This is a genomic window from Ensifer sp. Root558, from assembly GCF_001427045.1.
In the GTDB taxonomy this organism is placed as follows: Bacteria; Pseudomonadota; Alphaproteobacteria; order Rhizobiales; family Rhizobiaceae; genus Ensifer; species Ensifer adhaerens.
This window is the reverse complement of the sequence record NZ_LMGC01000001.1, coordinates 802,965-828,604: the sequence shown is the minus strand read 5'-3', so window position 1 is coordinate 828,604 and position 25,640 is coordinate 802,965. Positions and strand designations below refer to the sequence as shown.

General features: G+C 63.4%; 21 protein-coding genes. 10 read left to right on the top strand and 11 right to left on the bottom strand.

Annotation, left to right across the window (positions count from 1 at the left end; all coding sequences use genetic code 11):
- Positions 1-17: 17 nt before the first annotated feature.
- A complete protein-coding gene (locus ASD63_RS04075; protein WP_034794535.1) occupies positions 18-545 on the bottom strand; it encodes a MarR family transcriptional regulator in 528 nt (175 codons plus the stop codon).
- A 117-nt stretch (positions 546-662) separates the two neighbouring features.
- Between ASD63_RS04075 and ASD63_RS04070 the strand changes: the two genes are divergently transcribed.
- A complete protein-coding gene (locus tag ASD63_RS04070; protein WP_034794649.1) occupies positions 663-998 on the top strand; it encodes a cupin domain-containing protein in 336 nt (111 codons plus the stop codon).
- 77 nt (positions 999-1,075) lie between these two features.
- On the opposite strand, the gene ASD63_RS04065 is transcribed toward ASD63_RS04070, so the two are convergent.
- Positions 1,076-2,593: an ATP-binding protein gene (locus ASD63_RS04065; RefSeq protein WP_034794538.1), complete on the bottom strand. Its 1,518-nt coding sequence runs from the start codon at positions 2,591-2,593 to the stop codon at positions 1,076-1,078.
- Positions 2,594-2,897: 304 nt separating this feature from the next.
- Between ASD63_RS04065 and ASD63_RS04055 the strand changes: the two genes are divergently transcribed.
- Positions 2,898-3,083 (top strand): hypothetical protein, encoded by a 186-nt coding sequence (locus ASD63_RS04055; protein WP_034794543.1) that lies wholly within the window; start codon positions 2,898-2,900, stop codon positions 3,081-3,083.
- Between the two features lie 37 nt (positions 3,084-3,120).
- On the opposite strand, the gene murI is transcribed toward ASD63_RS04055, so the two are convergent.
- The 3 genes from murI to ASD63_RS04040 all read right to left on the bottom strand — a co-directional run bounded on the left by murI (position 3,121) and on the right by ASD63_RS04040 (position 6,824).
- Positions 3,121-3,966, bottom strand: coding sequence for a glutamate racemase (gene murI / locus ASD63_RS04050; RefSeq protein ID WP_034794546.1), 846 nt, complete (start codon positions 3,964-3,966; stop codon positions 3,121-3,123).
- Entirely contained in the window at positions 3,953-4,783 is an 831-nt protein-coding gene (locus ASD63_RS04045) for an RNA methyltransferase (RefSeq protein ID WP_034794549.1), read from the bottom strand. Before ASD63_RS04045 ends, murI begins: the two co-directional genes overlap by 14 nt.
- Positions 4,784-4,847: 64 nt before the next feature.
- Complete coding sequence (locus ASD63_RS04040; protein WP_034794651.1) at positions 4,848-6,824, bottom strand: FUSC family protein; 1,977 nt, start codon at positions 6,822-6,824, stop codon at positions 4,848-4,850.
- Positions 6,825-7,102: 278 nt separating this feature from the next.
- Here ASD63_RS04040 and ASD63_RS04035 point away from each other — a divergent pair, with 278 nt between their 5' ends.
- Complete coding sequence (locus ASD63_RS04035; protein WP_034794552.1) at positions 7,103-8,317, top strand: NADP-dependent isocitrate dehydrogenase; 1,215 nt, start codon at positions 7,103-7,105, stop codon at positions 8,315-8,317.
- A gap of 151 nt (positions 8,318-8,468) precedes the next feature.
- Here the strand turns inward: ASD63_RS04035 and ASD63_RS04030 are convergent, their stop codons facing one another.
- The 4 genes from ASD63_RS04030 to recA all read right to left on the bottom strand — a co-directional run bounded on the left by ASD63_RS04030 (position 8,469) and on the right by recA (position 14,881).
- Positions 8,469-9,464 carry a carbon-nitrogen hydrolase family protein gene (locus ASD63_RS04030; RefSeq protein WP_034794555.1) on the bottom strand — a complete coding sequence of 332 codons (996 nt, stop codon included), beginning with the start codon at positions 9,462-9,464 and terminating at the stop codon, positions 8,469-8,471.
- 209 nt (positions 9,465-9,673) lie between these two features.
- The gene (locus tag ASD63_RS04025; RefSeq protein ID WP_034794558.1) at positions 9,674-10,525 is read right to left on the bottom strand and encodes a GyrI-like domain-containing protein; all 852 of its coding nucleotides are present in this window, start codon (positions 10,523-10,525) and stop codon (positions 9,674-9,676) included.
- 372 nt (positions 10,526-10,897) lie between these two features.
- On the bottom strand, positions 10,898-13,561 hold the full coding sequence (alaS, locus tag ASD63_RS04020) for an alanine--tRNA ligase (protein ID WP_034794561.1): 2,664 nt from the start codon (positions 13,559-13,561) through the stop codon (positions 10,898-10,900).
- 231 nt (positions 13,562-13,792) lie between these two features.
- Complete coding sequence (gene recA / locus ASD63_RS04015; RefSeq protein ID WP_034794574.1) at positions 13,793-14,881, bottom strand: recombinase RecA; 1,089 nt, start codon at positions 14,879-14,881, stop codon at positions 13,793-13,795.
- 319 nt (positions 14,882-15,200) lie between these two features.
- On the opposite strand from recA, the gene ASD63_RS04010 reads away from it, so the two are divergent.
- The 3 genes from ASD63_RS04010 (at position 15,201) to ASD63_RS04000 (ending at position 17,463) form a co-directional block, all read left to right on the top strand.
- Positions 15,201-16,148 (top strand): carbohydrate kinase family protein, encoded by a 948-nt coding sequence (locus ASD63_RS04010; RefSeq protein WP_034794577.1) that lies wholly within the window; start codon positions 15,201-15,203, stop codon positions 16,146-16,148.
- 31 nt (positions 16,149-16,179) lie between these two features.
- On the top strand, positions 16,180-17,109 hold the full coding sequence (locus ASD63_RS04005; protein ID WP_034794581.1) for a pseudouridine-5'-phosphate glycosidase: 930 nt from the start codon (positions 16,180-16,182) through the stop codon (positions 17,107-17,109).
- Positions 17,110-17,184: 75 nt separating this feature from the next.
- Positions 17,185-17,463, top strand: a complete 279-nt coding sequence (locus tag ASD63_RS04000; RefSeq protein WP_051659310.1) for a hypothetical protein — start codon at positions 17,185-17,187, stop codon at positions 17,461-17,463.
- A 61-nt stretch (positions 17,464-17,524) separates the two neighbouring features.
- On the opposite strand, the gene ASD63_RS03995 is transcribed toward ASD63_RS04000, so the two are convergent.
- Entirely contained in the window at positions 17,525-20,143 is a 2,619-nt protein-coding gene (locus ASD63_RS03995) for a PAS domain-containing sensor histidine kinase (RefSeq protein WP_034794583.1), read from the bottom strand.
- Between the two features lie 267 nt (positions 20,144-20,410).
- Here ASD63_RS03995 and ASD63_RS03990 point away from each other — a divergent pair, with 267 nt between their 5' ends.
- Positions 20,411-21,412: a flagellar biosynthetic protein FliO gene (locus ASD63_RS03990; RefSeq protein WP_034794586.1), complete on the top strand. Its 1,002-nt coding sequence runs from the start codon at positions 20,411-20,413 to the stop codon at positions 21,410-21,412.
- A 174-nt stretch (positions 21,413-21,586) separates the two neighbouring features.
- Here ASD63_RS03990 and dksA read toward each other — a convergent pair whose 3' ends face one another.
- Entirely contained in the window at positions 21,587-22,006 is a 420-nt protein-coding gene (dksA, locus tag ASD63_RS03985) for an RNA polymerase-binding protein DksA (RefSeq protein ID WP_034794589.1), read from the bottom strand.
- A 403-nt stretch (positions 22,007-22,409) separates the two neighbouring features.
- On the opposite strand from dksA, the gene ASD63_RS03980 reads away from it, so the two are divergent.
- The 3 genes from ASD63_RS03980 to ASD63_RS03970 all read left to right on the top strand — a co-directional run bounded on the left by ASD63_RS03980 (position 22,410) and on the right by ASD63_RS03970 (position 25,639).
- Positions 22,410-22,913: a histidine phosphatase family protein gene (locus tag ASD63_RS03980; RefSeq protein WP_034794591.1), complete on the top strand. Its 504-nt coding sequence runs from the start codon at positions 22,410-22,412 to the stop codon at positions 22,911-22,913.
- A 147-nt stretch (positions 22,914-23,060) separates the two neighbouring features.
- Positions 23,061-24,557, top strand: a complete 1,497-nt coding sequence (locus tag ASD63_RS03975) for a YcjX family protein (protein WP_034794595.1) — start codon at positions 23,061-23,063, stop codon at positions 24,555-24,557.
- Positions 24,554-25,639 carry a TIGR01620 family protein gene (locus ASD63_RS03970; RefSeq protein ID WP_034794598.1) on the top strand — a complete coding sequence of 362 codons (1,086 nt, stop codon included), beginning with the start codon at positions 24,554-24,556 and terminating at the stop codon, positions 25,637-25,639. The genes ASD63_RS03975 and ASD63_RS03970 overlap by 4 nt, the downstream gene beginning before the upstream one ends.
- Position 25,640 lies beyond the last annotated feature (1 nt).

The window sequence follows — 25,640 nt, the reverse complement described above, 5'->3', positions numbered from 1 at the left end:
TGACAAACAGCCGTTGATCAGGCCGGATCACTCGGTGGCGCTTGCTCCAACGAAATCAGCAGTTTCCTGAGGAGCGCCGCCAGCGCCGTGCGGTCTTGCTTGCTCAGCACCTCGAGGTAGCGCGACTCGCTCGCCATGTCGGCGCGAAAGGCGGTTTCCGCAAGGGCTATTCCCTTTTCCGTCAGCCCGACGACGCTGCTGCGGCCGTCGGACGCCGAGCGTTCCCGCTGGATCAATCCTGCCTTCTGCAGCCGGTCGAGCCGGTGCGTCAGTCCACCGGACGAAATCATCAGCAGCGTATAGAGATCCGTCGGCGTCAGCCGGTAAGGCGGGCCGGATCGCCGCAGCGTCGAGATCACGTCGAACTCGCCGCGGTCGATGCCGAAAGAGGCAAAGGTCTCCTCGATCGAGGGGCGCACCAGATTGGAAAGCCGGTAGGCGCGCCCGAGGATGGCCATAGGCTCGGTATTCAGGTCGGGCAGTTCGGCAGCCCACTGCGCTTGCAGACGGTCCACATGGTCCCTTCCCTCATTCTCATTCTGCATCGTTCACCTCGGCATCGGTCAATATATCTTGACGAGAAGATAGTTTCGGATAATATCTTCTCGTGAAGATAATTTATTCCCGTTGGGAAGCCAACCCGGACGACGATGGAGGCCAGCATGTTTCATGTCATTCCCCTTACAGAACAGAAGCAGAGCCCAAACCGCACGATCCTGTTTGAAGGTGGGCAATTCGGCACGCCGATCTCGCTGTTCCTGATGGATGCCGAGCCTGGCCAGGGGCCTGCCCTTCACGTTCATCCCTATCCGGAAACATGGATCGTGCACTCGGGCGAAGCGGAGTTCACCGTCGGAGAGCAGAAGATCATGGGTAAGGCCGGCGATATCATCGTCGTCGATCCGGAGACGCCGCACCGCTTCGTCAATACCGGCACCGGCCGCCTGCAGATGACCTGCATCCACGCGTCCGATCACGTCATCCAGGAATGGGTCTGACGCCACGACACCGTAACGCGCCAGCGCCGTCTGAGCGTGGTCGGAATAGCTGATGCCTTTACGCGAAAGGTCCAGGTTCACTCCGCCGCAGCGGCAGCCGCAGCCGTCACATCCGGCCCGTTGGCGTCGCCTGGAGCGGTCTCGCTGCCAAGGTCCGGGAACGCGACGATGCGCTTTCCGGCAAAATCCGCATGGATGACGATCAACCCATGCTCCTCGAAGTAGCCGAGCAGACGGCGGGCCCGCCTTGCGGAGTGCGTGCCATAGGCGCGCGCGATCATCGCGTCGGAAGGGCACGGCAGGCCGCGGACGGCCGCCTGCGCCATCATCAGGAACACGGCCTGCAAGTCCTCGGTAACGCGATCGGCAAGCTGCAAGGCCTGCGCCCAGGTTTCTGTTGCCGCCGTCTCCGCGTCGATGCCGGAGCGCGCGACGGCCATCTTGCGGCGGAAGGCGCTCAGCGACAGGGCTGCACCGGATGGCAGCCGGCGAATGCGGCATCGCACCAGAAAATCCTGGAACAGTTCTGCATCGGGGCGGAAGGCCGCTTCCGGATTGCTGAGGATTTCGACAAAGACGCTGTCGAGCAGGCTCTCTTTTTCCTCGGCGGAAAGTTCCGGCTGCGCCTGCCTTGCCTCGACCGGCGCGGCAGGCTCGGGCCGCGGGCGGGAGAGCTCGGCCAGGATGTCGGTCGTCGGGCGCGGCGGCGCAACGGCGCGGCGCATGATCGGCCGCGTCAGCTCCTCCGGATCCGGCGTGAAGATCAGATCCTCGACGTCCTGCGGCGCCTCGGGCAGCGGCATCAGCTTCGGGCTCGTCGAGCGCGCCGAGGTCTCGACCGCGCCGATCGTCACCTTGAGCGGCCGGCGCGACAGCGCCGGGCCAAGCGCGACGAAGGAACCGCGCTTGAGGTCGCGGAACATTTCCGCCGTGCGCCGGTCCATACCGAGCAGATCGGCGGCGCGCAGCATGTCGATGTCGAGGAAGGTACGGCCCATCAGGAAGTTCGAGGCTTCCGCCGCCACGTTCTTGGCGAGCTTTGCCAGGCGCTGCGTGGCGATCACTCCGGCAAGGCCGCGTTTACGGCCGCGGCACATCAGGTTGGTCATGGCGCCGAGCGAAATCTTGCGCACCTCTTCGGTGACGTCGCCGGCAACCGACGGCGCAAACATCTGCGCCTCGTCGACGACGACCAGCACCGGATACCAGAACTCGCGATCCGCATCGAACATGGCGTTCAGGAACACGCCGGCATTGCGCATCTGCTGCTCGATATCGAGACCTTCAAGCGAGAGCACGCAGGAAACACGATGCTGGCGAATGCGGTTGGCAATGCCGATCAGCTCGGCGTCGGTGCGTTCACCCTCGACCACGACATGGCCGAACTTGTCGGCGAGCGTGACGAAATCACCCTCAGGGTCGATGATGCACTGCTGCACCCAGGGCGCGGACTGTTCCAGCAGCCGGCGCAACAGATGTGACTTGCCCGAACCGGAATTGCCCTGCACCAAGAGACGGGTGGCCAGAAGCTCCTCGATATCGAGCGAGGCCGATGTCCCTTCGGACGTCGCTCCCATGTCGATGCCGACCTTCATTTCCACCTCGTCATGTTAAATCTTACGCAGGTCCGGATGCGATACCGTTGCGCACTGTGCCTGAATACTCTTGATTGATTCGCGATCACGCGGAGACCGCCTATCGGGCGACACCTAGCACGGATTTCCCGGAAATCCTGCCGTCGGCGCACATAACCCACAGGGAATACGCTTAGGAAAGTCTCCTCGGAAAAGAACCGGATGTAGAATCTGGCGGTCACAATATAAAGTTGAATGTCGTACTTTTGCGAGAAGGCACGGACGCCCATATGCGATTTGGTCGAAGCGATTTGCCGGGGCAGGAATGCAGCACCACGAAACAGCGCAGCAGATGGAACTGAACAATCTCGATCGCCGTATGCGCGATGCTTACAAGGACACGCAACGGGTCGCCTCGAAAGACGACGCCGAACGCGCCAGCCGCATGCGCTTTCGCGCCGCCTGCGTGCTAGCTGTTCTGATCGGCCTGTTGCTGGCGATCTTCTTTTAAAGCACCGTGCCGGCCATAGGAACGCATGAACGGGGCACTACCCGATCGCTTCGGCATGCCCTGCTCGCTTTTCCCCGATGGCATCAAGTGCCACCGTCAGGCCAAAGCCCTGCATCAGCCGCCGCGTGGCGAAATCCGGTTTGCCGGAGGTGAAGATCGCCGGGTCCTGGCCGTTGAGCGGTTCGAAGCCGTTCGGTTGCGGCACGAGCGAACGCGCCCGTCTGGCAATCGCTTCGGCCGGATCCAGCCAGTCGACCGGCCAGGGTGCCAGCCTGCGGAAGACGTTCGCCATGAAGGGATAGTGGGTGCAGGCAAGCACGACGATATCGGTCTTCCTGCCGTCCATCTCGACGAAACACGGTGCGATCTCGGCTAGTACCGTTTCGTCGTCCAGTTTCTCGCCGCGGATATAGGCCTCCGCCATCTTGGCGAGGTTTTCGGAGCCGACGAGCCGCACATGGCATTGGCTGGCGAAGGACTGGATGAGATCGCGCGTATAGGCCCGCTTGACGGTACCCGGGGTCGCCAGCACCGAAACGAGGCCGGAGCGTGTGCGCTCTGCCGCCGGCTTGATCGCGGGCACCGTGCCGACAAAGGTCATCTGAGGAAAGGCCGCGCGCAGATCGGCGCCGACCAGCGTGAAGGCGGTGTTGCAGGCGATCACGCAAATTTCCGGATCATGCTCGGAAAGCAGCCGGCCGAAGAGCGCGATCACGCGCTCTTTCAGCGCCGCCTCTTCCCAGCCGCCATAGGGAAAGCCGGCATCGTCGGCGACATAGATGAAATGCCGCTCGGGCATCAGCACCCTCGCCTCTCGCAGCACGGTCAAGCCACCGATGCCGCTGTCGAAGACGAGGATGGGTTTCAGTTCACTCGCTGTCACCTTTGTCTCGCGCTTTCCTGCTGTGTTCGCCCGGAGCGCCGGAGCCGCGCGGGTTTTCCCGCGTGAACCGGTCGAGCGAAGAAATGACGCCGCGCAGCACCTGGATTTCGGATTCGGTAAAGGACGGCCTGGTCAGAACCGCGCGCAGGTTCTCGACCAATTTCGGCTTTTTGTCGGCGGAACGGAAGTAGTTGCGCGCCTCAAGCGCTTCCTCGACATGCTCGAACAGACCCTGCAGGTGTTCCTTGGTCGCCGGCCGCTGCGAGATCGCCTGGAACGAGGTCTGGTCCTCAGACTCCATGCCGGTCTTCAGCCATTCATAGGACATCAGAAGCACCGCCTGGGCGAGATTGAGCGAGGCGAAAGCGGGATTGACCGGAAAGGTCACGATCTCGTCGGCCAGAGCCACCTCTTCGTTGGTGAGGCCCGTGCGCTCGCGGCCGAACAGGATGCCGGTTTTCTCTCCGGTCTGGAAGCGCTGGCGGAGCGTGCGCGCCGCGACGATCGGCGAACGCACCGGCTTGTAGCCATCGCGGTCGCGGGCGGTCGTGGCATAGACGAAGTTGAGATCGGCGATCGCCTCTTCGACCGAACCATAGAGCTTGGCAGCGTCGATCACGTGGTCGGCACGGCTTGCGGCTGATCGTGCCTTTTCGCTCGGCCAGCCGTCGCGCGGATTGACGAGCCGAAGCTCCGCCAGGCCGAAATTCGCCATCGCGCGGGCGACCATACCGATGTTTTCGCCGAGCTGCGGATAGGCGAGAATGATCGCCGGTCCTTCCGCCAGAAGTTCGCGCTCGCTGTTCGTTCCTGCCATTTCCTTAGCCTTCGCCTTTCGTTCGGCGTTTCCCTTGCACAAATGCGGGCGAAATTAAAGTCCACTACAAATGAAGCCGGTTGAGAGACACCCCGATCATTTCCAGACCAAGCTCCGCATCGTCCTTCGAAATCGGAAGGTGGCGATCGACCGGCGCACCGATCCGGCCGACCTGGTAGAAATAGGCCGAGGCCTTGTCGCGCACCGTCTGGACGAGCGCGAGATTGGCGTCGATGTCCGCCTTGAAATCGGTTCCTTCCAGCGCCGCATCCGTGCCGACACGCCGCGCGAAAACCCGTGCCCAGTAGGTGCAGGCCATGAAGATCGCCAGCGCCTGGCGCACATGACCGGGACGCGTCACCAACTGCCAGGGAAGCCCGAGCGGCTTTGCGGCGGCGGCCAGGTCACGATAGGCGCGGTCGAGCGCCTGCGAGCGGGTAATGAGCACCAGACCCGATGCCCCGTCCCGCGCCGCCTGCAGCAGGCCCTTGAGTTCGTCGCACCAGGTTGCGACGGCGGCATCGAGCGTCGTGCGGGTGCGCGTCGGAAACACGACGAAGGCGACCGCCGCACCGGCGATCGAGCCGATCATGGTTTCCTCCAGGCGCAGTTGCAGCAGATGCGGGCTCAGCACGCCCATCAGGCTATAGACCAGCGACAGAACGACGGAGATGAAGAAGGTCATCGTCGCATAGGAGACGGCGAGGAAATAGAAGGCGAGAAAGACGCAAAGTGCGCTGAGCGGCAGCACCAGGTAGATATTGCCGGCTACCAGCGTGCCGACGATGATGCCGACAACAATGCCAAACAGGGTGCCGGCCGAGCGCTGCAGCGCCTTGACCGCCGTATCGCCGCGCGAGCGCGTGTTGGTGAAGACGAGAAACGCCGCAAGCACCGCCCAGAACCAACGTTCCCGCGACAGCATCAACCCGAACACCATGGCGATACCCGAAGCGAGCGTGATCTGGATCGCCGCCTTCAAGGCGGGATCGTTCAGCGACGGCCTCCAGCGGGCGGCAACGCCGCTCAAGTGCAGTGGCGGCTCTTCCAGATCGGCCGGCGTCAGCTTTGCAAGGCTTCGGGCGAGCCTTTGCCGGACGTTGCGCAGCCACAGCAGCGCCTTCACCGTTTCTTCGCGGCGCGGAGCGGCATCGCCGAGCCGCGCGATCTCCGCGTCGATCCGTTCGCCGTCGCGCGCCACCATCGCCTCCACCAGTGCCGGCGGCGGCATCGATTGGAAGCTGACGACCATCACGCTTTCGGCCGCAAGATGCAGGTCGAAGAGGTTGATGACGAGGTCGGAGGTCGTAAGGCCGGGCTGCGGTTCCGGCCGCCGGTTTTCCGTCGGAATGAAGCTTTCCGCCATCAGCACCGCTTCCTTCAGCCGCTCTTCGGCCGCATGCAGCTGACGACGATCGGCCGGTGACAGAACGGGCTTGCGGGCGATCTCCGCCAGTTGCAGCAGCATCTGGTCTACGCGACGCTGCACGCTTGCGGTGGCGCGCAGGAGGTCGCGATAGCGATCATCCGGCAACAGCCGCGTGCGGACGAGATGCGCGACGGTGGCCGAGACTGCCGCCCCGAAGAACAGGGCCGGCAACTGGTCGAGCGTTGGCCTCAGATAGGCGCCGGTGAAATAGGACATGAAGGCGAACATGCCGACGGCAAAACCTCGGGGGCCGAAGGAGCGGCCATAGACCGCGAGAAAGATGATCAGCAGGAAGACGACGTCGGAAACGTAGCGGTGATTCTCGAGAACCGACGCAAGCCCGACCATCGAAACGCCGACGAGGACCGCGATGATGCGGGTGAGCCGCTGGCCGGCAATGGTGCGATCGCGCACCGCCAGTCCCCCTTCGATCGACAGCGACGCCGCAAGCCCGAAGGCGGCCGGCGGCAGCGGTGCGACGAGGTAATGAAACGCCATCAGCAGCAGGATGGAAACGACGATGGTCGCGGTGATGCGCGAGGCCTGCCGCAGGCGGGAAAAGGCCGGATCGTTGGCAAGAAGCCAATCGCGCATACGGGAACGAAGTGCCATCGGAAGCCTTTGCCTGTCCCGCGGCCGCCTGTGGACGCGCGCCGCCTTCGCCGGTTCTTCCTGCATAGCGGCAGATGCGATCTTTGCAAGGCCGGCGCGACGAAAGCAGGCGTCGAAAAGCGGTGGCGAAGAGCCGTCCGAGGTCCGTCTCCACCTCCATCCAAAGTTTCAGCCAAGCATGCTTTGCCTTGTCGGTTCTGAGTGCTATAGGGCACAGGATTTTTCAGAGAGGAAGGGACATCGCTCCCGCTGTCCCGCATAAGCTACGAGGCATATTCATGGCAAAGATCAAGGTCGCCAATCCGGTCGTCGAACTCGACGGCGATGAGATGACCCGCATCATCTGGCAGTTCATCAAGGACAAGCTGATCCATCCCTACCTCGACGTCGATCTGGAATATTACGACCTCAGCGTCGAAAACCGCGATGCTACTGAAGACCAGGTAACGATCGACGCCGCCAACGCGATCAAGAAGCACGGCGTCGGCGTCAAGTGCGCCACGATCACGCCGGATGAAGCCCGCGTCGAGGAGTTCAAGCTGAAGAAGATGTGGAAGTCGCCGAACGGCACGATCCGCAACATCCTCGGCGGCGTCATCTTCCGCGAGCCGATCATCTGCAAGAACGTTCCGCGCCTGGTTCCGGGCTGGACCAAGCCGATCATCGTCGGCCGTCACGCCTTCGGCGACCAGTACCGCGCCACCGACTTCAAGTTCCCGGGCAAGGGCAAGCTGACGATGAAGTTCGTCGGTGAAGACGGCAAGGAAATCGAATACGACGTTTTCGACGCACCGTCGGCCGGCGTTGCCATGGGTATGTACAACCTGGACGATTCGATCACCGAATTCGCGCGCGCGTCGTTCAACTACGGTATCCAGCGCAAGGTTCCGGTGTACCTGTCGACCAAGAACACCATCCTCAAGGTCTATGACGGTCGCTTCAAGGACATCTTCCAGCAGGTGTTCGACGCCGAATTCGCCGAGAAGTTCAAGGAACTGAAGATCTGGTACGAACACCGCCTGATCGACGACATGGTCGCTTCGGCCCTGAAGTGGTCCGGCGGCTACGTCTGGGCGTGCAAGAACTACGACGGCGACGTGCAGTCGGACATCGTCGCCCAGGGCTTCGGCTCGCTCGGCCTGATGACTTCGGTTCTGATGACGCCGGATGGCAAGACGGTCGAAGCCGAAGCCGCGCACGGCACGGTTACCCGCCACTACCGCCAGCACCAGAAGGGCGAAGAAACCTCGACCAACTCGATCGCCTCGATCTTTGCCTGGACCCGTGGTCTCGCTCATCGCGCCAAGCTCGACGGCAACGCCGAACTCGCAAAGTTCTCCGAAACGCTTGAGAAGGTCTGCGTCGACACCGTCGAAGCCGGCTTCATGACCAAGGACCTGGCGCTCCTCATCGGTCCCGATCAGCCGTGGCTCTCGACCACCGGCTTCCTCGACAAGATCGACGAGAACCTGCAGAAGGCCATGGCTGCCTGATAGGCTCCAGTCGAAGAGACAACGAAACCCGGCCTCGCGCCGGGTTTCTTTTTTGGACCGATCAAAATTCCGGAACGCGGATCGGCGCCGGACTGCAGCCGGTACTCGCACGACTTCAAGGCGAGCGCGGCCATGCTACCGGCAGCGACTGCTAGAACATGTCGCGGCTGCTGCTGCGCGGATCGTCGCTGACGATATGTGGGTCGTAGATCCCGCCTCTCGCGCTCCGGCGCCATGGCCGGGCCGGATCGACGGGGTCCCTGCCGATATCCGCCACGACGATCGATGGTCCATCCCCGCTGCATCGGACCGCCCATTGCCCGTCGGGCGAAACAATCCCTGAAGGAGCCGTCAGGCCGGGCTGCGCGAGAACCGCAAAACTCGCCCAATAGCGATTGATCGAAGCATGCCCCTGCACCTCGGCGGCAAAGGCAATGTCGTTCGCCAGAGCGCCGCCGGAGGTCGAAAACAGCACGCAATCGACGTTCAGCTGTTCGTATTCGCCGAAAATCTCGGGAAAGTGGCACTCGATGCCGAGCGCGCAGCCGAAGCGGACGCCGTCGACCTCGAACGTCAAAGGGATCGTTCCGGGCGTGTACATGAACGAGACCTTGGTGTTCGACAGCATGCGCTCATCGTAGCGTGTCGCGACCGCCCCCTTATCCGAGATCACATAGAGGCTGTTGTGCGGGCGATGCGGTTCGGTGAGCTTGTGAACGGATCCAAGGACCGTCCATAGCCCGAGGTCCCGCGCCAACGTCCGTATGGCATCAAGCTCTTTGCGCAGAACCGTCCACTCGAAACGGCGCCAATCGGACGGGCCTATTTCGCGCGGACCGATCGTCGACATGATGCGCTTGTTCGGAAAGCACGTCGCGCCCTCGGGGAAATGCAGCACCCGCGCGCCGGCCCGATGCGCCTCCCGCATCAGGTGTCGGATCCCTTCGCCGGCATGGTGAAGTGCCGCCGCATCGCGGGGATCGTCGAAATAGCCGGATTGCGCCACGGCCAGGCGCAGCAATCTTGGTTGCGCCACCAAGTCTTCCGCCGAAGCCTGGCGAAGATGCATGAGTGCAGTTGTATAGGATTCGCCGGTCTTGGCGGCACGGGCGCGAACACGCCGTTTGAAATTTCGGTTTTCAGTCATCACAGGGCCTTTCGCGTCTCGGGCAAGTTCCCCAGCAACCGGACCCGAAACGGTGGGACCGAGATTGCGACCCGAGACTGAAGCCCCTTTGCCTCCGTGAAAGGATCGTGCTGGGGACGATCTTTGGAGGTTCGGCGCAGGCCACGCCGAACCAAAAGGTGCCGCTCGGACACTGATTCGTCAATTGCGGGTGTGTGCTCGGGTGTCTGTCACTTCAAAGGCAGATAGATCTCGCTCAAGAGTTCGGTCGGCGCAACTTCGCGGGGATTGTTGAGATATTTCTCGAACATCAGGCTGTCGCGGATATCGCGGCCGGACTGCGGCAGCCATGTGCCGTAGAGCCAATGGTAGGCCTTCGGCATATCCGCGTAAGGGCCTTTGTGGCGAAGCACCGCATAGCGGCCGCCGTCGAGATGCTGCGGGGTCAACGGCGCCTCCGCCGGCATCGGTCCGCGCGCGCTGACGCAGGCAAAGGAGCGCAGTTTTTCCGCCGGCACCAGTTCCGGATCGTCGAGGTAGATGCCGATCATCTCCATGTCCGGCCGGAACAATTGCCGTGAAAAGAGGGTGCCATAGAGCGTCTCGAACGCCTTGCCGATCTCCATATAGGAGCCGGTGTGGGCGACGCCGACGAGGTCGAAGGCTTCGACGTCCTTCAGGGTGACTTCATACATGTCTGGAATTCCTTCCGTTGAAGCGGTTTCAAAGGCGACATGGCTCCCTTCCTTGCGGTATCGCGCCGGCGGCAGCCCATAGGCGGCCTTGAAGGTGCGGTTGAAGGATTGCAGATTGGGATAGCCAGAGCGCTGCGCGATCGTTTCGACAGGAAGATCGGTCTGGGCGAGATCGGCCGCTGCCCGCTGCAGCCGCAGCCGCTTCACCGTTCCTGCCAGCGTCTCGCGGTGAACGGCCCGGTAGATCCGGTGCCAATGGTGCGGCGACAGACAGGCAATCTCGGAAAGGCGATCAAGGTCGAGATCGCCGTCGAGATGACCGTAGATATAGTCGCTGACCCGGTGCAGACGCCGTTCATAGGTCGCCCACGCTACCCGCTCTTCCATGTCCAACCTTTCGCGCTTTGCTCACGGATGGGTAGACCATAGCTCAATTTGACAAATCCTGCGGAGTTGCGGGCGTGCTTCGACTGAGATTTGTACGAGCCTTCCGCGATACAGGACCCCAGAACGGTGCCTTGGCCAGCAATCACGTTTCGGTTTGACCGTCCGAGGCGCCGAGGCTCTGTTCGTGTGGGCTGGTGATCCGGCGGGGTATGACACGCACGACCGGAGGGGGCTCGCGGGACCGCGAGCGTGAAGCTACACAAGCCCTGCCCGATGCAAACAAAAAGGGCGCCGCAACGGACGCCCCTTTTCCTATTCTGCTGCGGGTACCAATCAGCCGGCGAGTGCGACGGCCACCGCTGCGGGTACCAATCAGCCGGCGAGTGCGACGGCCACCGCTTCGATCGCTTCGGCCGCCTTGTCGCCATCCGGACCGCCGGCCTGGGCCATGTCGGGACGGCCGCCGCCGCCCTTTCCGCCGAGAGCGGCGGATGCGACGCGAACGAGGTCAACGGCGCTGAGCTTCGAGGTCAAGTCGTCGGTCACGGCAACGACCGCGCTTGCCTTGCCATCGCCGGAAACGCCGACGAAGGCAACGACGCCGGAGCCGAGGCTCTTCTTGCCGTCATCGGCCAGGCTCTTCAGATCCTTGGGCTCGACGCCCGAAACGACCTTGCCGAGGAAGCGAACGCCGGCGATTTCGCGGGCGGCATCGGCCGAACCCGCTTCGCCGCCACCACCGAGTGCCAGCTTCTTCTTGGCCTCAGTCAGCTCGCGTTCCAGCTTGCGGCGCTCGTCGAGCAGCGCCTCGACGCGGCCGAGCACGTCGCCCGGCTGAACCTTCAGCGTGTTGGCGAGCGTCTTCACGCGCTCGTCCTGCTCGTTCAGATAAGCGCGTGCCGCTTCACCGGTCAGCGCCTCGAGGCGACGAACGCCGGCGCCGACGGCGCTTTCCGAGACGACGCGCACCAGGCCGATGTCACCGGTGGCAGACACGTGCGTGCCGCCGCAGAGTTCGACGGAGTAAGCGCGGTTGGCCTTGGAGCCGTGGATGCCGCGGCCCATCGAGACGACGCGAACCTCGTCGCCGTACTTCTCGCCGAAGAGCGCCATCGCACCTTCGGCAATCGCATCATCGACGCTCATCAGACGCGTGGTCACCGGCGTGTTCTGGACGATGATCTCGTTGGCCATCTCTTCAACGACCTTCAGCTCCTCGGCCGTCATCGGCTTCGGATGAGAAACGTCGAAGCGCAGGCGTTCCGGCGCTACCAGAGAGCCCTTCTGGGCCACGTGGGTGCCGAGCACTTCGCGAAGCGCCTCATGCAGGAGGTGCGTTGCCGAATGGTTGGCGCGCAGGCGCGAGCGGCGGGCGTGATCGACGTCGAGCTGGGCGGCGTCGCCGGTCTTGACCGTGCCTTCGGCCACGGTCGCGAAGTGGACGAAGAGCCCCTCGCCGCGCTTCTGCGTGTCGGTGACGGTGAGCTTGCCGCTTTCCGTCGTGATCGTGCCGGTATCGCCCATCTGGCCGCCCGATTCGCCGTAGAACGGCGTCTGGTTGAGCACCACCTGGACGGTGTCGCCCTTGGCGGCGGTTGCTACGACAGCGCCATCGCGCACGATCGCCTGGATCACGCCCTCGGCGGTCTCGGTGTCATAGCCGAGGAAATCGGTCGCGCCGTGCTTTTCCTTGAGCTCGAACCAGATGGTTTCGGTCGCAGCTTCACCGGAACCGGCCCAGTTGGCGCGGGCTTCGGCCTTCTGGCGCTCCATGGCAACCGAGAAGGCGTCGGTATCGACGGTGATGCCCTTGGCGCGCAGCGCGTCCTGGGTCAGGTCGAGCGGGAAGCCGTAGGTGTCGTAGAGCTTGAAGGCGGTTTCACCGTTGAACTGGTCGCCTTCAGACAGATCGGCAGATGCGTCGGACAGCAGATTGAGACCGCGCTCCAGCGTCTTGCGGAAACGGGTTTCCTCAAGCTTCAGCGTCTCGGAGATCAGCGCTTCGGCGCGCACCAGTTCCGGATAGGCGCGGCCCATCTGGCCGACGAGTGCCGGCAAGAGCTTCCACATCAACGGATCCTGGGCGCCGAGCAGCTGGGCGTGACGCATCGCACGACGCATGATGCGGCGAAGCACGTAGCCGCGGCCTTCGTTCGACGGCAGCACGCCGTCGGCGATCAGGAAGGCGGACGAACGCAGGTGGTCGGCAATGACGCGATGGCTGGCGCGACGGTCGCCCTCAGCCTTGACGCCGGTCGCTTCTTCCGAAGCCGCGATCAGCGCGCGGAAGAGGTCGATGTCGTAGTTGTCGTGTTCGCCCTGGAGGACGGCTGCGAGACGCTCGAGGCCCATGCCGGTATCGATCGACGGACGCGGCAGGTTGACCCGCTCTTCCTTGGTGATCTGCTCGTACTGCATGAAGACGAGGTTCCAGATCTCGATGAAGCGGTCGCCGTCTTCGTCGGCCGAGCCCGGAGGTCCGCCCCAGATATGGTCGCCGTGGTCGTAGAAGATTTCCGAGCACGGGCCGCAGGGGCCGGTATCTCCCATGGCCCAGAAGTTGTCACTGGTCGGGATGCGGATGATGCGGTCGTCGGAGAAACCGGCGATCTTCTTCCAGAGATCGAAGGCCTCGTCGTCGGTGTGGTAAACCGTGACCAGCAGGCGCTTGGCGTCGAGGCCATACTCCTTGGTGATCAGGTTCCAGGCGAGCTCGATCGCGTTCTCCTTGAAGTAATCGCCGAAGGAGAAGTTGCCGAGCATTTCGAAGAAGGTGTGGTGACGCGCGGTGTAGCCGACATTGTCGAGGTCGTTGTGCTTGCCGCCGGCGCGAACGCACTTCTGCGCCGTAACGGCCGTCGAATAGGGACGCTGCTCCAGGCCGGTGAAGACGTTCTTGAACTGCACCATGCCGGCATTGGTGAACATCAATGTCGGGTCGTTGCGCGGCACCAACGGGCTCGACGACACGACCTCGTGACCGTTCCTGCGGAAATAGTCGAGAAAGGTCGACCGGATTTCATTCACGCCGCTCATCTTGCGTCCTATTCTTAAGCACCGATTCCGGCCCGCGTCCGGCCCATGCCGCGCCACTAAGCCATTGTCCCTAAACCCTGCGGCCACCCGTGGTGACCGCACCCTCCAACGCGCTGGGTCGCCGGAACCAAAGGCTTTTATCGCTCACATATCCGACTGTCCAGACGCCAGCAAAAAACCGGCCGCCCACGGGACGACCGGTTTTCTGGTAACCTCAGTGGACCGAGCGGCTTATGTTTCCGGCGGCTCGTCACCGTCGTCCGCTTCCGGACCGCCATTCTCGAGGAACCGATCAGCGATCAGGCCGGCGTTCTGGCGCAGCGCCGTCTCGATTTCGCGCGCGAGATCCGGATTGTCGCGCAGGAACGTCTTGGCGTTCTCGCGGCCCTGGCCGAGACGCTGGCTGTTGTAGGAGAACCAGGCGCCAGACTTTTCGACGATGCCGGCCTTGACGCCGAGGTCGACCAGTTCGCCGGTCTTCGATACGCCCTCGCCATACATGATGTCGAATTCGACCTGCTTGAAGGGAGGCGCCATCTTGTTCTTGACGACCTTGACGCGGGTCTGGTTGCCGACGACCTCTTCGCGCTCCTTGACCGAGCCGATGCGGCGGATGTCGAGGCGAACCGAGGCGTAGAACTTCAGCGCGTTGCCGCCGGTGGTGGTTTCCGGCGAACCGAACATGACGCCGATCTTCATGCGGATCTGGTTGATGAAGATGACCATGCAGTTCGACTTGGAGATCGACGCCGTCAGCTTGCGCAGCGCCTGGCTCATCAGGCGGGCCTGCATGCCCGGCAGGCTGTCGCCCATTTCGCCTTCGATTTCGGCGCGCGGCACAAGTGCGGCAACCGAGTCGACGACGAGAACGTCGATCGCGCCGGAGCGCACCAGTGTGTCGGTGATTTCCAGAGCCTGCTCGCCGGTGTCGGGCTGCGAGATCAAGAGGTTTTCGAGATCGACGCCGAGCTTGCGGGCATAAACCGGGTCAAGCGCGTGTTCAGCATCGACGAAGGCGCAGATGCCGCCCTTCTTCTGTGCTTCGGCGACGGTCTGCAGCGCCAGCGTCGTCTTACCCGAGCTTTCCGGGCCGTAAATTTCAACGATGCGGCCCTTCGGCAGGCCGCCAATGCCGAGCGCGATGTCGAGGCTGAGAGAGCCGGTCGAAACCGTCTCGATCTCAATGATGCTGTCCTTCCCACCGAGCTTCATGATCGATCCCTTACCGAACGAACGTTCGATCTGGGAAAGTGCCGCTTCAAGTGCCTTGCTTTTATCCACCGATTTGTCCTCTACGAGCCGCAAAGAGTTTTGTGCCATTTGGTCCACCTTTAGGTTATTGAAGCTACCGAGGCAATGAAGCCGCCGCAGGAGTTTTTGTACATGTTTTGTTCCGTATTTGCAAGAGCGCGACAACGCATTGAAAAACAATAGCTTTTCACGATACGTTCGATTCTTGTTCACGGAACGAAACCAGAGTTTTCGAATGTTGGCGCCAGCCCTTCGAACCTGCCCGGCAAGGCTCGGCCGATTCGCCTGCGCATGAGACTTTGAGCAGGTCGGGCGCGTGGCGCTTTGCGACGCGGCATTGCAGGATGCCAACAGATATTCGGCCGATAGGCCAAGCAGAGGAACATTCATGACGCAAGCTGACATCGCCGTTTTCGGTGGCGCGCATATCGACAGGCGCGGCCGTATATCGGGAACGACAGCGCCCGGATCGAGCAATCCGGGAAGCTGGTTCGAAGAAGCGGGCGGCGGTGGTTTCAATGCCGCGCGCAACCTGGCGCGGCTTGGCCACAGCGTGCGCATGATCAGCACCCGCGGCGGTGATGCGGCCGGCGAGATGGTGACCGCAGCCGCGGCCGCCGCTGGCGTCATCGACAGTCCCCTCACCTTTCTTGATCGCCAGACGCCGAGCTATACGGCGATCCTCGAAAACGACGGCAATCTGGTGATTGCGCTTGCCGACATGGAGCTCTACCGGCTGTTCTCGCCACGGCAGTTGCAGCGGCGGGCGCTCCGCGAGGTCATCGCCGCGAGCAAGCTGGTGCTGACCGATGCCAACCTGCCGGAAGAAACGATCGCCGCACTTGCCCAGTCGGCTGCCGGCAACGGCCGCCTCGTCGCCGGCATCGCTGTTTCGCCGGCCAAGGTCATCCGCTATCGGCCGTGCCTCTCGCATCTCTCGTTCCTGTTCATGAACGAATCCGAGGCGCGGGCGCTGGCCGGCAAGGAGGCGGCCGAGGCGGAAGAATGGCCGGCCCTGTTGCGCGGTCTGGGCATCAACGGAGGCGTCGTGACCCGGGGCGGCCGTACGGTCGTTGCCTTCGAGGGCGACAGCGCCTGTGTCGTCGTGCCGCCGGCCCTGCCCGCCCTTGCCGACGTCACCGGCGCTGGCGACGCGCTCGCCTCCGGCTTCCTTTCCGCCCGCCTTGCCGGCCGCGATATCGCCGATTGCCTGCGGCACGGCATCGCAGCCGCCGGTTTGACGTTGCGTTCTCCCTTGGCCGCATCCGAAGAGATGTCCGCGGCCAATCTCGAACAGGCGCTGGCCCTTGTGCCCGCGCCCCAAATGCTGTCATGACATTTGCCAGCAGAACTCCCAAGGAAAGACCATGACCAAACCCGCTTCCCCCTTCCTGCCGATGGAATATTCCGACGAGGTCGCAGCCGCCAAGGCGCGTGGCGCGCCGATCGTGGCGCTGGAATCGACCATCATCACCCATGGCATGCCCTACCCGGGCAACCTGAACATGGCCCGCAGCGTTGAAGCGATCATCCGCGAACAGGGTGCCGTGCCGGCGACCATCGCCGTCATTCATGGCGTACTGCATATCGGCCTTGACGATGCCAAGCTCGAAGAACTGGCCAAGACCCAGGGCGCGATGAAGGTCTCGCGCGCCGATCTCGCCTTCGCGATCGCCGAGCGCCGCACCGGCGCGACCACCGTCGCCGCGACGATGATCGCTGCTGCCCGCGCCGGCATCCGCGTCTTTGCGACCGGCGGCATCGGCGGCGTGCACCGTGGCGCGGAGCTCTCCTTTGACATCTCCGCCGACCTCGATGAACTCGCCCGCACCGGTGTCATCGTCGTCTGCGCCGGCGCGAAGGCGATCCTCGACATTCCGAAGACGCTCGAAGTGCTCGAGACCCGCGGCGTTCCGGTCGTCACCTATGACAGCGAAATCTTCCCGGCCTTCTGGTCACGCGACAGCGGCCTCAAGAGCCCGCTGATGCTGAACAGCCCGGCCGCGATCGCCAACTTCCAGACCATGCGCGAGCTGCTCGGCGTCGAAGGCGGCATGCTGGTCGCCAATCCGGTTCCGGAAGCTGCCGAGATCCCGCGCGAAGAGATGGAAATCTATATCGCCCGCGCGCTCGACAATGCCGAGAACGACGAGATCACCGGCAAGGCGGTCACGCCCTATCTGCTCAGCAACCTCTTCGAAATGACCGAGGGCCGCAGCCTCGAGACCAACATCGCGCTGGTCGAGAACAATGCCCGGCTTGCCGGCGAGATCGCCGTCGCGTTGAACGTGAAGTAATCCGGTAAGAAACGGCGAGAAATAGAGAAGCCCGGCCCGCAAGCGCCGGGCTTTTTACATTGGCGAAGGCTGACGATGCGTTGGAAGTTTGATCAAGCACCTGATGTTGCCTGCGTTACCTGCCGCTCGGTGCTCGCGGGGCACCCGGTTCTCGTCGCAACACATCATGAAGACGATCATTCATGGGCGTTTACAGATGGCGCACCGATCGACATGGCGAAAGTGCTGGTGGTCGCGATGGCGGAGGTCGTCGAGCGCCACACCGACCTTGACGAGATAGCCGATCTTCCTCCCGGCTGGTCGGCAACGCGCGCCTCGGCCAATGGGCCTTGGTCAAGGCAGCAGAACGACTAGGGGCGGAAGCCTAACGTACCCAGCGCCGACCCCGGTCGATATCCTCTGGCGTTCAACGGCTCTAGGAATCGAGCATTTCGCGCACGGATACCGCCAGCTGCTTCAGCGAGAACGGTTTCGGCAGGAAGCCGAACTTGGCATCCGCCGGCAGGTTGCGGGCAAAGGCGTCTTCGGCATAGCCCGAGACGAAGATGAACTTCAGGTCCGGGTACTTCTTGCGCAGTTCGGTCAGGAGCGTCGGTCCGTCCATTTCCGGCATCACCACGTCGGATACGACGATATCGACGGCGCCGTTGAGCTCGTCCATGATGTCGAGCGCCTCGACGCCGGAGCCCGCTTCGTAGACGGTGTAGCCGCGCGTTTCCAGCATGCGCTTGCCGCCGCGGCGAACAGCCTCCTCGTCCTCGACGAGCAGCACGACTGCCGAATCTCCGGTGAGATCGGTCGGCTCCTCGGTCTTGACCACGGGAGCCGCTATCGTCTGCACCACCGGCGCAGCAACGGTTCCGGTGCCTGCCTGCGCGGGCTCCTCGGGCGCAACCGGCACCTCGATATGGCGCGGCAAGAGGATGCGGAAGGTCGTGCCCTTGCCCACTTCCGATTCCGGATAGATGTAGCCGCCCGACTGCTTGACGATGCCATAGACCATCGACAGGCCGAGACCGGTGCCCTTGCCCACTTCCTTGGTCGTGAAAAACGGCTCGAAGATTTTGTCGAGGATTTCGGGCGCAATACCTGTTCCCTGGTCGGAAACTTCCACCATCACGAAGTCTTCCTCCGGCAGCTCACGGCGTCCGAAGGCCGAAACCTCCGCCGCCGGCAGATTGCGGGTGCGAAGTGTAATGATGCCGCCTTGGGGCATGGCGTCGCGGGCGTTGACCGCGAGGTTCAAAAGCACCTGTTCGAACTGGCCGAGATCGGTCCGGACCGGCCAGAGATCGCGACCATAGTCGACCTCGACCTTGACGTTCGTTCCGGTCATGCGGTCGACCAGCATGCGCAGGTCGCCGATCACGTCGGTCATGTTGAGCACCGTCGGCCGCATCGTCTGCTTGCGCGAGAAAGCAAGCAGCTGCCGCACGAGAACAGCGGCACGGTTGGCGTTGCGCTTGATCTCCATCAGGTCGGCGAAGCTCGGATCGGCCGGCCGGGCAGACAGAAGCAGGTGGTCGGAGGACAGCAGGATCGCCGTCAGCACGTTGTTGAAGTCGTGCGCGATGCCGCCGGCAAGCGTGCCCACGGCGTTCATCTTCTGCGTCTGCGCCATCTGGTTTTCGAGCGCTTTCTGCTCGGTAATCTCCAGCGCATAGATGATCGCCGCTTCCTCCGGCGCCTGATCGGTCTGGTCGATCACGGCATTGACGTAGAAGCGGAAATGGCGCTCGCCATCGGTCGGGTGCAGCGCGTCGATCGGCGCGATGTCGCCCTGCCGGTCCTTGGCGGCCGCCAGCGCGTCGTGCAGGCGAAGCTTCTCGGTTTCGTGCACCACGGCATCGATCAGCGCGCCGCGCTCGACGTCGTCCTGCGAGACGAGACTGGAAAACAGCTTCAGGAACGGCGCGTTGGTGCGCAGGATCCGGCCATTGCCGTCGACCGAGGCGATCGCCATCGGCGTATTGTTGAAGAAGCGGGTAAAGCGCATCGCTGCGCTCGACGCCGACTGGTCGCTGTCCTCGCCGCCCTCGCGCGACATGACGATGGTGCGGCTTTCGCCGGGCGCGCCGTCACGGGTCGAGGAGACACGGTGGATCATGCGCACCGGCAGGCTCTGGCCGTTCAACTTGCGCAGGTCGAGGTCGAGCATCTTGGTCTTCTTCAGACCCGGTTCGGCCTGCACCGCCTGGACGAGCGTCAGCCCCTCGCCGGCCACCAGATCGCCGATACTTATCGAGCCCGGCTGGAACTTGGTGAGATCGATGCCGAGCCAGTCGGCAAGCGTGGCGTTGATATAGAAGATCTCGCCCTTGCGGCCGGCGGAGAAGAAGCCGGCGGGTGCGTGATCAAGATAATCAATCGCGTTCTGCAATTCCTTGAAGAAGCGCTCCTGGTCATCGCGTTCGGCAGTGATGTCGGCGATCTGCCAGAGATAGAGCGGATTGCGCTCGCTGTCTTCGAGCGGCAGCACGCGTGCCTTCAGCCGGAACCAATGGGCGCCGGAGCCGGTGGCCGCACCGGTCGCAAGCGGCTTCAGCAGGCGGAATTCCTCATGCCCCTGCTTGCCCTCGTGCAGGCCGTTGGTCAGCCGGTAGATTGCTTCCGTCGCCTCGCGATTGCGCGACAGGATCGTTTCGAGCGATTGGATGCCGGCAGCGTTCCTCGCGCCCGTGAGCGCGCCATAGGCGGCGTTGGCGTAGATGATCCGGCCCTTCCGGTCCGTGACGATCGTGCCGTCCTCATGCGCATCGAGAAAGGCACGCGCCAGTTCGTCCGGGCGCGATTGCGGCATCACCTCGATGAAGCCGATGACCGAGGACACGAGAAAGAAGATGCCGACCATGGCGAGAACGCCGAGGATGCCGAGCACGATCTCATTTTCCATCTGGTTCCGGAAGATCACGAAGGCGATGGCCGAGACGGTGAGGACGATCGCGAGCAGCACGATCCGCAGCACGGTTCCGGGCCTGACGCCACGGTCAACAACCGGCATCTGGTAGTCGCCTGACTGCCGCAATTTCGTCATCGGGTCCTCTTACGCGGCCGGCGCCGCGCGCGGCGCGGCCCAGCCCTTCCGGCCGGCATCCGCTCAAACCGCCGGGCAAAATCGGCCATAGCCGACACGCCCTCGATCATTCGGACAAGAATCATCTTTAACAATCAGAGATAACAGCAAAAAGCACCTGTGCGGAAGCATTCGAGCCAATTCACAGGGAATGTCGGCGAAGTGCTTGTCCGAGCCCGAAAAAAGCCGTCAAATACTGCCACTCGAAAGGCAGAAGGAGTTCACCCTATGATGGAAACGATCATCGCCGACAACGGCAGCCGGTTCGTCGTCGCCGCTGCAGCGGTCGCGATTGGACTTTTGTGCCTCGTGGCTGTGCTCTGGATCATGCGCAACCGTCCTTCCTCGCCATTCATCCGTGGCGGCAAGAACCGCCAGCCGCGCCTGGCCGTGCTCGATGCTGCCGCTGTGGACACCCGGCGCCGTCTCGTGCTCGTGCGCCGCGACGATGTCGAGCACCTGATCATGATCGGCGGGCCGACGGATATCGTCATCGAAAGCCGGATCGTCGCCGGCGGCGACGAGCGCCCGGCCGTCAGCGAACGCTCTGCTGTCATCGAACGCAAGGTGACCGAACCAGTGGGTGAAAGCCGTCCGGCAGTCAGGGAACCCGTTCAGCAGCCCGCGCCGTCGATGCAGGCCGCACCCGTCGTCGCGACGCCAGTTCGCCCCATCACCCGGACAGAGGAACAGCCGGTCGCTCGCGTCGAGCCGGTGGCGCCCATGCGCGTTACGGCCGAACAGCGCCCGGTGGCAGCACCTGCCCTTGCTGCAGAGCAGCGCCCTCTCGCTCGCCCTGTCGCCCAGCCCGCACCCGAGAGCCCGTCTATCACCTCCGTCGCAGCACCCGCGGTCAACGTCGATGCAGCCATGAACCGCCCTGTGGCAATGGCGCAGACTGTACAGCCGCAACCCATTCAGATGCAGCCGGCCCAGCAGCTTCAGCGCCCCGCAGCGATCATCCAGTCGCAGCCTCAGCCCCAACCGCAGCCGGCTCCTGCGACCGCCCTTTCTGATTTCGAGCGCCTTCTCGACGCGGAGATCACCGGCGACCTGCAGCGCCTGGGTCCGGCAACATCGGTCACTCCGGAAAACCGTGCGCCGGCCCATTCCGGCCGTCAGGAGCCGACGCTTGGCGCGCCTGTCGCCGACGGCGGTCATAAGGAGCCGACAATCGAAGAAGAGATGAACCGCATGCTGGCCGACATTTCCGCCGGGCGGAAGCCCTGATTGCCGCATTGGCCTGGCGGCGACGTCAGGCATCGCGACGGCAGCGAGATACTTGTCTGAGCCCAGGCATCGAAGCGAAGAGCCGCTTCGATGCTTCGGAATAAATTCGGGACAACGGAAAAAGGCGCGGTTTGACCCGCGCCTTTTTTCAGACTGTTACGAAAGCCCGAAAGCTTATTCGTCCCGGTAGACCTTTTCCCGCCGCTCGTGGCGCTCCTGCGCCTCGATCGAGAGGGTCGCGATCGGACGGGCGTCCAGTCGCTTCAGGCCGATCGGCTCGCCTGTTTCTTCGCAGTAGCCGTAGGTACCTTCGTCGAGACGCTGCAACGCCGCATCGATCTTGGAGATCAGCTTGCGCTGGCGGTCCCTGGCTCTGAGCTCGATTGCCCGATCAGTTTCGGAAGAAGCCCTGTCTGCGAGATCCGGATGATTGGCGCTCTCCTCTGCCAAGTGATCCAGTGTCTCGCGTGCCTCGCGAAGGATGTCGTTTTTCCAAGCGTTCAACTTGGCCCGGAAGTACGCCCGGTGGTTGGCATTCATGAATTCATCGTCCTCGGAAAGGACGAAGGTACTAAGATCGATCTTCTCACTCAACGCGATTCTCCTGAAGAACATCTCATTGCGGCGGTGTATAGACCTATGGAAGCTGTGATTCAAGCCTCGCAACAGACACTCAACCGTATTTTAATGTTGCTAGCGCTTCAGGCTAACTGACGAATATTTCATCAAAATTACACATCGGATCTTGATTTCCAACTTGCGCCCACCGAAGCCGCCGCCTCTGCTCGCTGAAAAGTGACAATGACGTGTTTGCGCCATTTTACCGTCCATTAACGACCGCGGCAAAGCGCAGCACCGGCAGTCCCCGAAAAAATCACGGCGGCCAGCTTGATCTTTACGGTGCGTGCGGGGAAAGGTGACGGTCTGCCGGCCGACATGAAAGCCGGCAAAATTCTACCCTGTCGCTGCAACCGGCAGGCAACGCCGGAACCGATCGATGCAAGACAGCGCCCCCAAGGCTCTCCGCCTCTACCTCCTGCGGCACGCCCGTTCCGGCTGGGCCCTGCCGGGCCAACGCGATTTCGATCGGTCGCTGGACGAGGTCGGCTACATCGATGCGGAGCGGCTTGCCCAGACGGCCGCAGACCAGGGCATCCGCCCCGACCGCATCCTCTGTTCGACGGCGGTGCGCTGCCGCGAAACGGCCGAGCCGTTCTTCCGCACGGTCAGCGAAGAGCTGGATATCCGCTACATCGATGCGCTCTACTCCGGTCCGACGAGCATCTATCTCGACCTCATCGATGCGCACCGGCATGTAAACGCGCTGATGCTCGTCGGCCACAATCCGATGATCGAACAATTGCTCTGCAACCTGGTGGGCGACGAGGCCGCCCGCGAGGCGCTTCCCGATGGATATCCGCCGGCTGGCCTGGCCATTCTGGATCTGCCGTCTGACGCCACCTCCGCCCGCCTGGTATCGCTGCTGTTGCCGACGCCATGAAGGCGCACCGTAAGAAGAATTGACACGTGCGCGTTGCGGCGCCGCAATTAGTGCCTATATCGCGGAGGCAGCCCGCAGCCGATCGTCGTTCGGCGGGCTTGACGATGCGAACGACCCCGGGAAACACGCCGCAAGAAAGACCAAGACTTGGCGCCTAACCTGACCAGCTTCAAAGACGACGCGCTGATCGCGCTCGACAACCTCACCGACCGCGCCTCCGGCCTCGTCAATCCCTCGATCCGGCTCGGCGTCACCGGCCTGTCCCGTTCGGGAAAGACCGTCTTCATCTCGTCCCTGGTGCACAATCTGCTGAACGGCGGGCGCCTGCCGGTGTTCGAGGCGGTGCGTTCGGGCCGGGTCTCGAAGGTCAGGCTCGAGCCGCAGCCCGACGATGCCGTGCCGCGTTTCCAGTATGAAGATCATATCGCAGCCCTGGTGCGCGATCGCATCTGGCCAGACTCCACGCGCGCCATCTCGCAGCTGCGCATCACCCTTGAATATGAGAGCGCCAGCGGCTGGAACCGGCTGTTCTCGCCGGGCCGGCTGTCGCTCGACATCGTCGACTATCCCGGCGAATGGCTGCTCGACCTGCCCCTGCTCGCGCAGGACTTCCGCGAGTTCAGCAACAATTCGGTGGCGCGCGCCCGTGCACCTGGCCGTGCGAAGTTGTCGGCCGAATGGCTGACGCTTGCGTCGTCGGCTGGCTCGACGGCGACCGCCGACGAAAGCAGCGCCCGCCGGCTCGCCGAGAGCTTCACCGGCTATCTCAAGGCCTGCAAGGCGGACGAACGCTCGCCCTCGACCCTGCCGCCTGGACGTTTCCTGATGCCGGGCGACCTCGAAGGTTCGCCGGCGCTCACCTTTTCGCCGCTTCCGGACCTACCCGAGGGCCGCGCACCAAAGGGTTCGCTCTGGGCCATGATGGAGCGGCGCTACGAAGCCTATAAGAAACATGTCGTCAGCCCGTTCTTTCGCGAGCATTTCGCGCGCCTGGACCGGCAGATCGTGCTCGTCGATGCCCTGCAGGCGATCAACAACGGCCCGGAGGCGCTGCTCGATCTCGAGCAGGCGTTGGCCGACGTACTTGCCTGCTTCCGTCCGGGGACCAACAGCTGGCTCTCGTCCTTGCTGACGCGACGGATCGACAAGGTGCTGATCGCAGCAACCAAGGCGGATCACCTGCATCACGAAAGCCACGACCGGCTGGAGCGCATCGCCGCGCGCCTCGTCGATCGCGCCGCCGAAAGCATCGGATTGAGCGGCGCCGGCCTCGAGGTCATGGCGCTCGCATCGGTCCGGGCCACCCGCGAAGCGACCGTCAACCACGACGGCCATGCGCTGCCGGTCATCGTCGGCACCCCGATCGCCGGCGAGAAGATCAACGGCGAAATCTTCGATGGAGAAAGGAAAACAGCGATATTTCCCGGTGACTTGCCGGAAGATCCTGAAGTTCTTTTCAAGACGATGGAGACCCGGTCCGGCGCGACGACCTATCTCGAAAGCGCTCAACCGCTGCCGGAACTCAGCTTTGTTCGCTTCCGCCCGCCACATCTTGAGGAAACCGGCGGCGGCTTGAAACTGTCGGTGCCGCATATCCGCCTCGACCGGGCCATGCAATTCCTGTTCGGAGACCGGCTCGCATGAGTGACGACAGCAACGGTCGCAGCCGCCGTCCCGGCGCCTTTTCAGTTGGCGAAGACAAGCCCGCCGAGGCCCGTCCGCAGCTGCGCGCGCGGCGCGCGCCCGCAAGTTTCGACGACAATGTGGTGCTGACACCCGATGCGGAAGACCCTTTCCGTGAGACCACGCTTGCGGTGGAGGCCCTCGCCTTGCCCGAAGCAAGTCCTCGCAAGCGCCGCCTGTCAGTTGGCAAGATCGCGACCGGCGCACTCGGCATCATCCTGTCACTGGCTGCCGGCCTCTGGGTCGACCGCCTGCTTCGCGATCTCTTCGCGCGTGCCGATTGGCTCGGTTACGCCGCACTTGCCGTCGTCGCGATCGGACTGCTGGCGCTGCTGATCGTCGTTGGCCGCGAATTTTCGGGGCTAATGCAGCTCACGGCGATCCAGAAGCTGAAAGCGGAAACGGAAGCGGCGGCCGCTTCGGCCAGTGCGAAACCCGCGCGCGCGGCGCAGGCAAAGCTCGTCCATCTGCTGGCCAGCAATCCGCGGACGGCGCGCGGGCGCACACGGCTGAAGGAAAGCGAAGGCGAGATCATCGACGGTCCGCACGTGATCGAACTCACCGAGCGCGAGCTGCTCAGCCCACTCGACCGCGAGGCGCGGCGCCTCATTCTCGCGGCTTCCAAGCGCGTGTCGATCGTCACGGCGGTCAGCCCGCGGGCGCTCGTCGACCTCGGCTACGTCCTCTACGAATCTGCCCGCCTGATCCGCGCCATGGCCGAACTTTACGGCGGTCGCCCCGGCACGCTCGGTCTGCTGCGGCTGATGCGTGACGTCATCGCTCATCTGGCCGTCACCGGCTCGATCGCCGCCGGCGACAGCCTGATCCAGCAGGTGCTCGGCCACGGGCTGGCTTCGAAGCTCTCGGCGCGCCTGGGCGAAGGCGTCATCAATGGCCTGATGACCGCACGCATCGGCATCGCCGCGATGGACCTTTGCCGCCCGATGCCGTTTCGCGCGCTGAAGCGTCCCGGGATCGGTGATTTTCTCGCCGACCTCAGCCCCGGCGCCGGACGCGTGATTGGCGAAAGCGGCGAGAAATAGC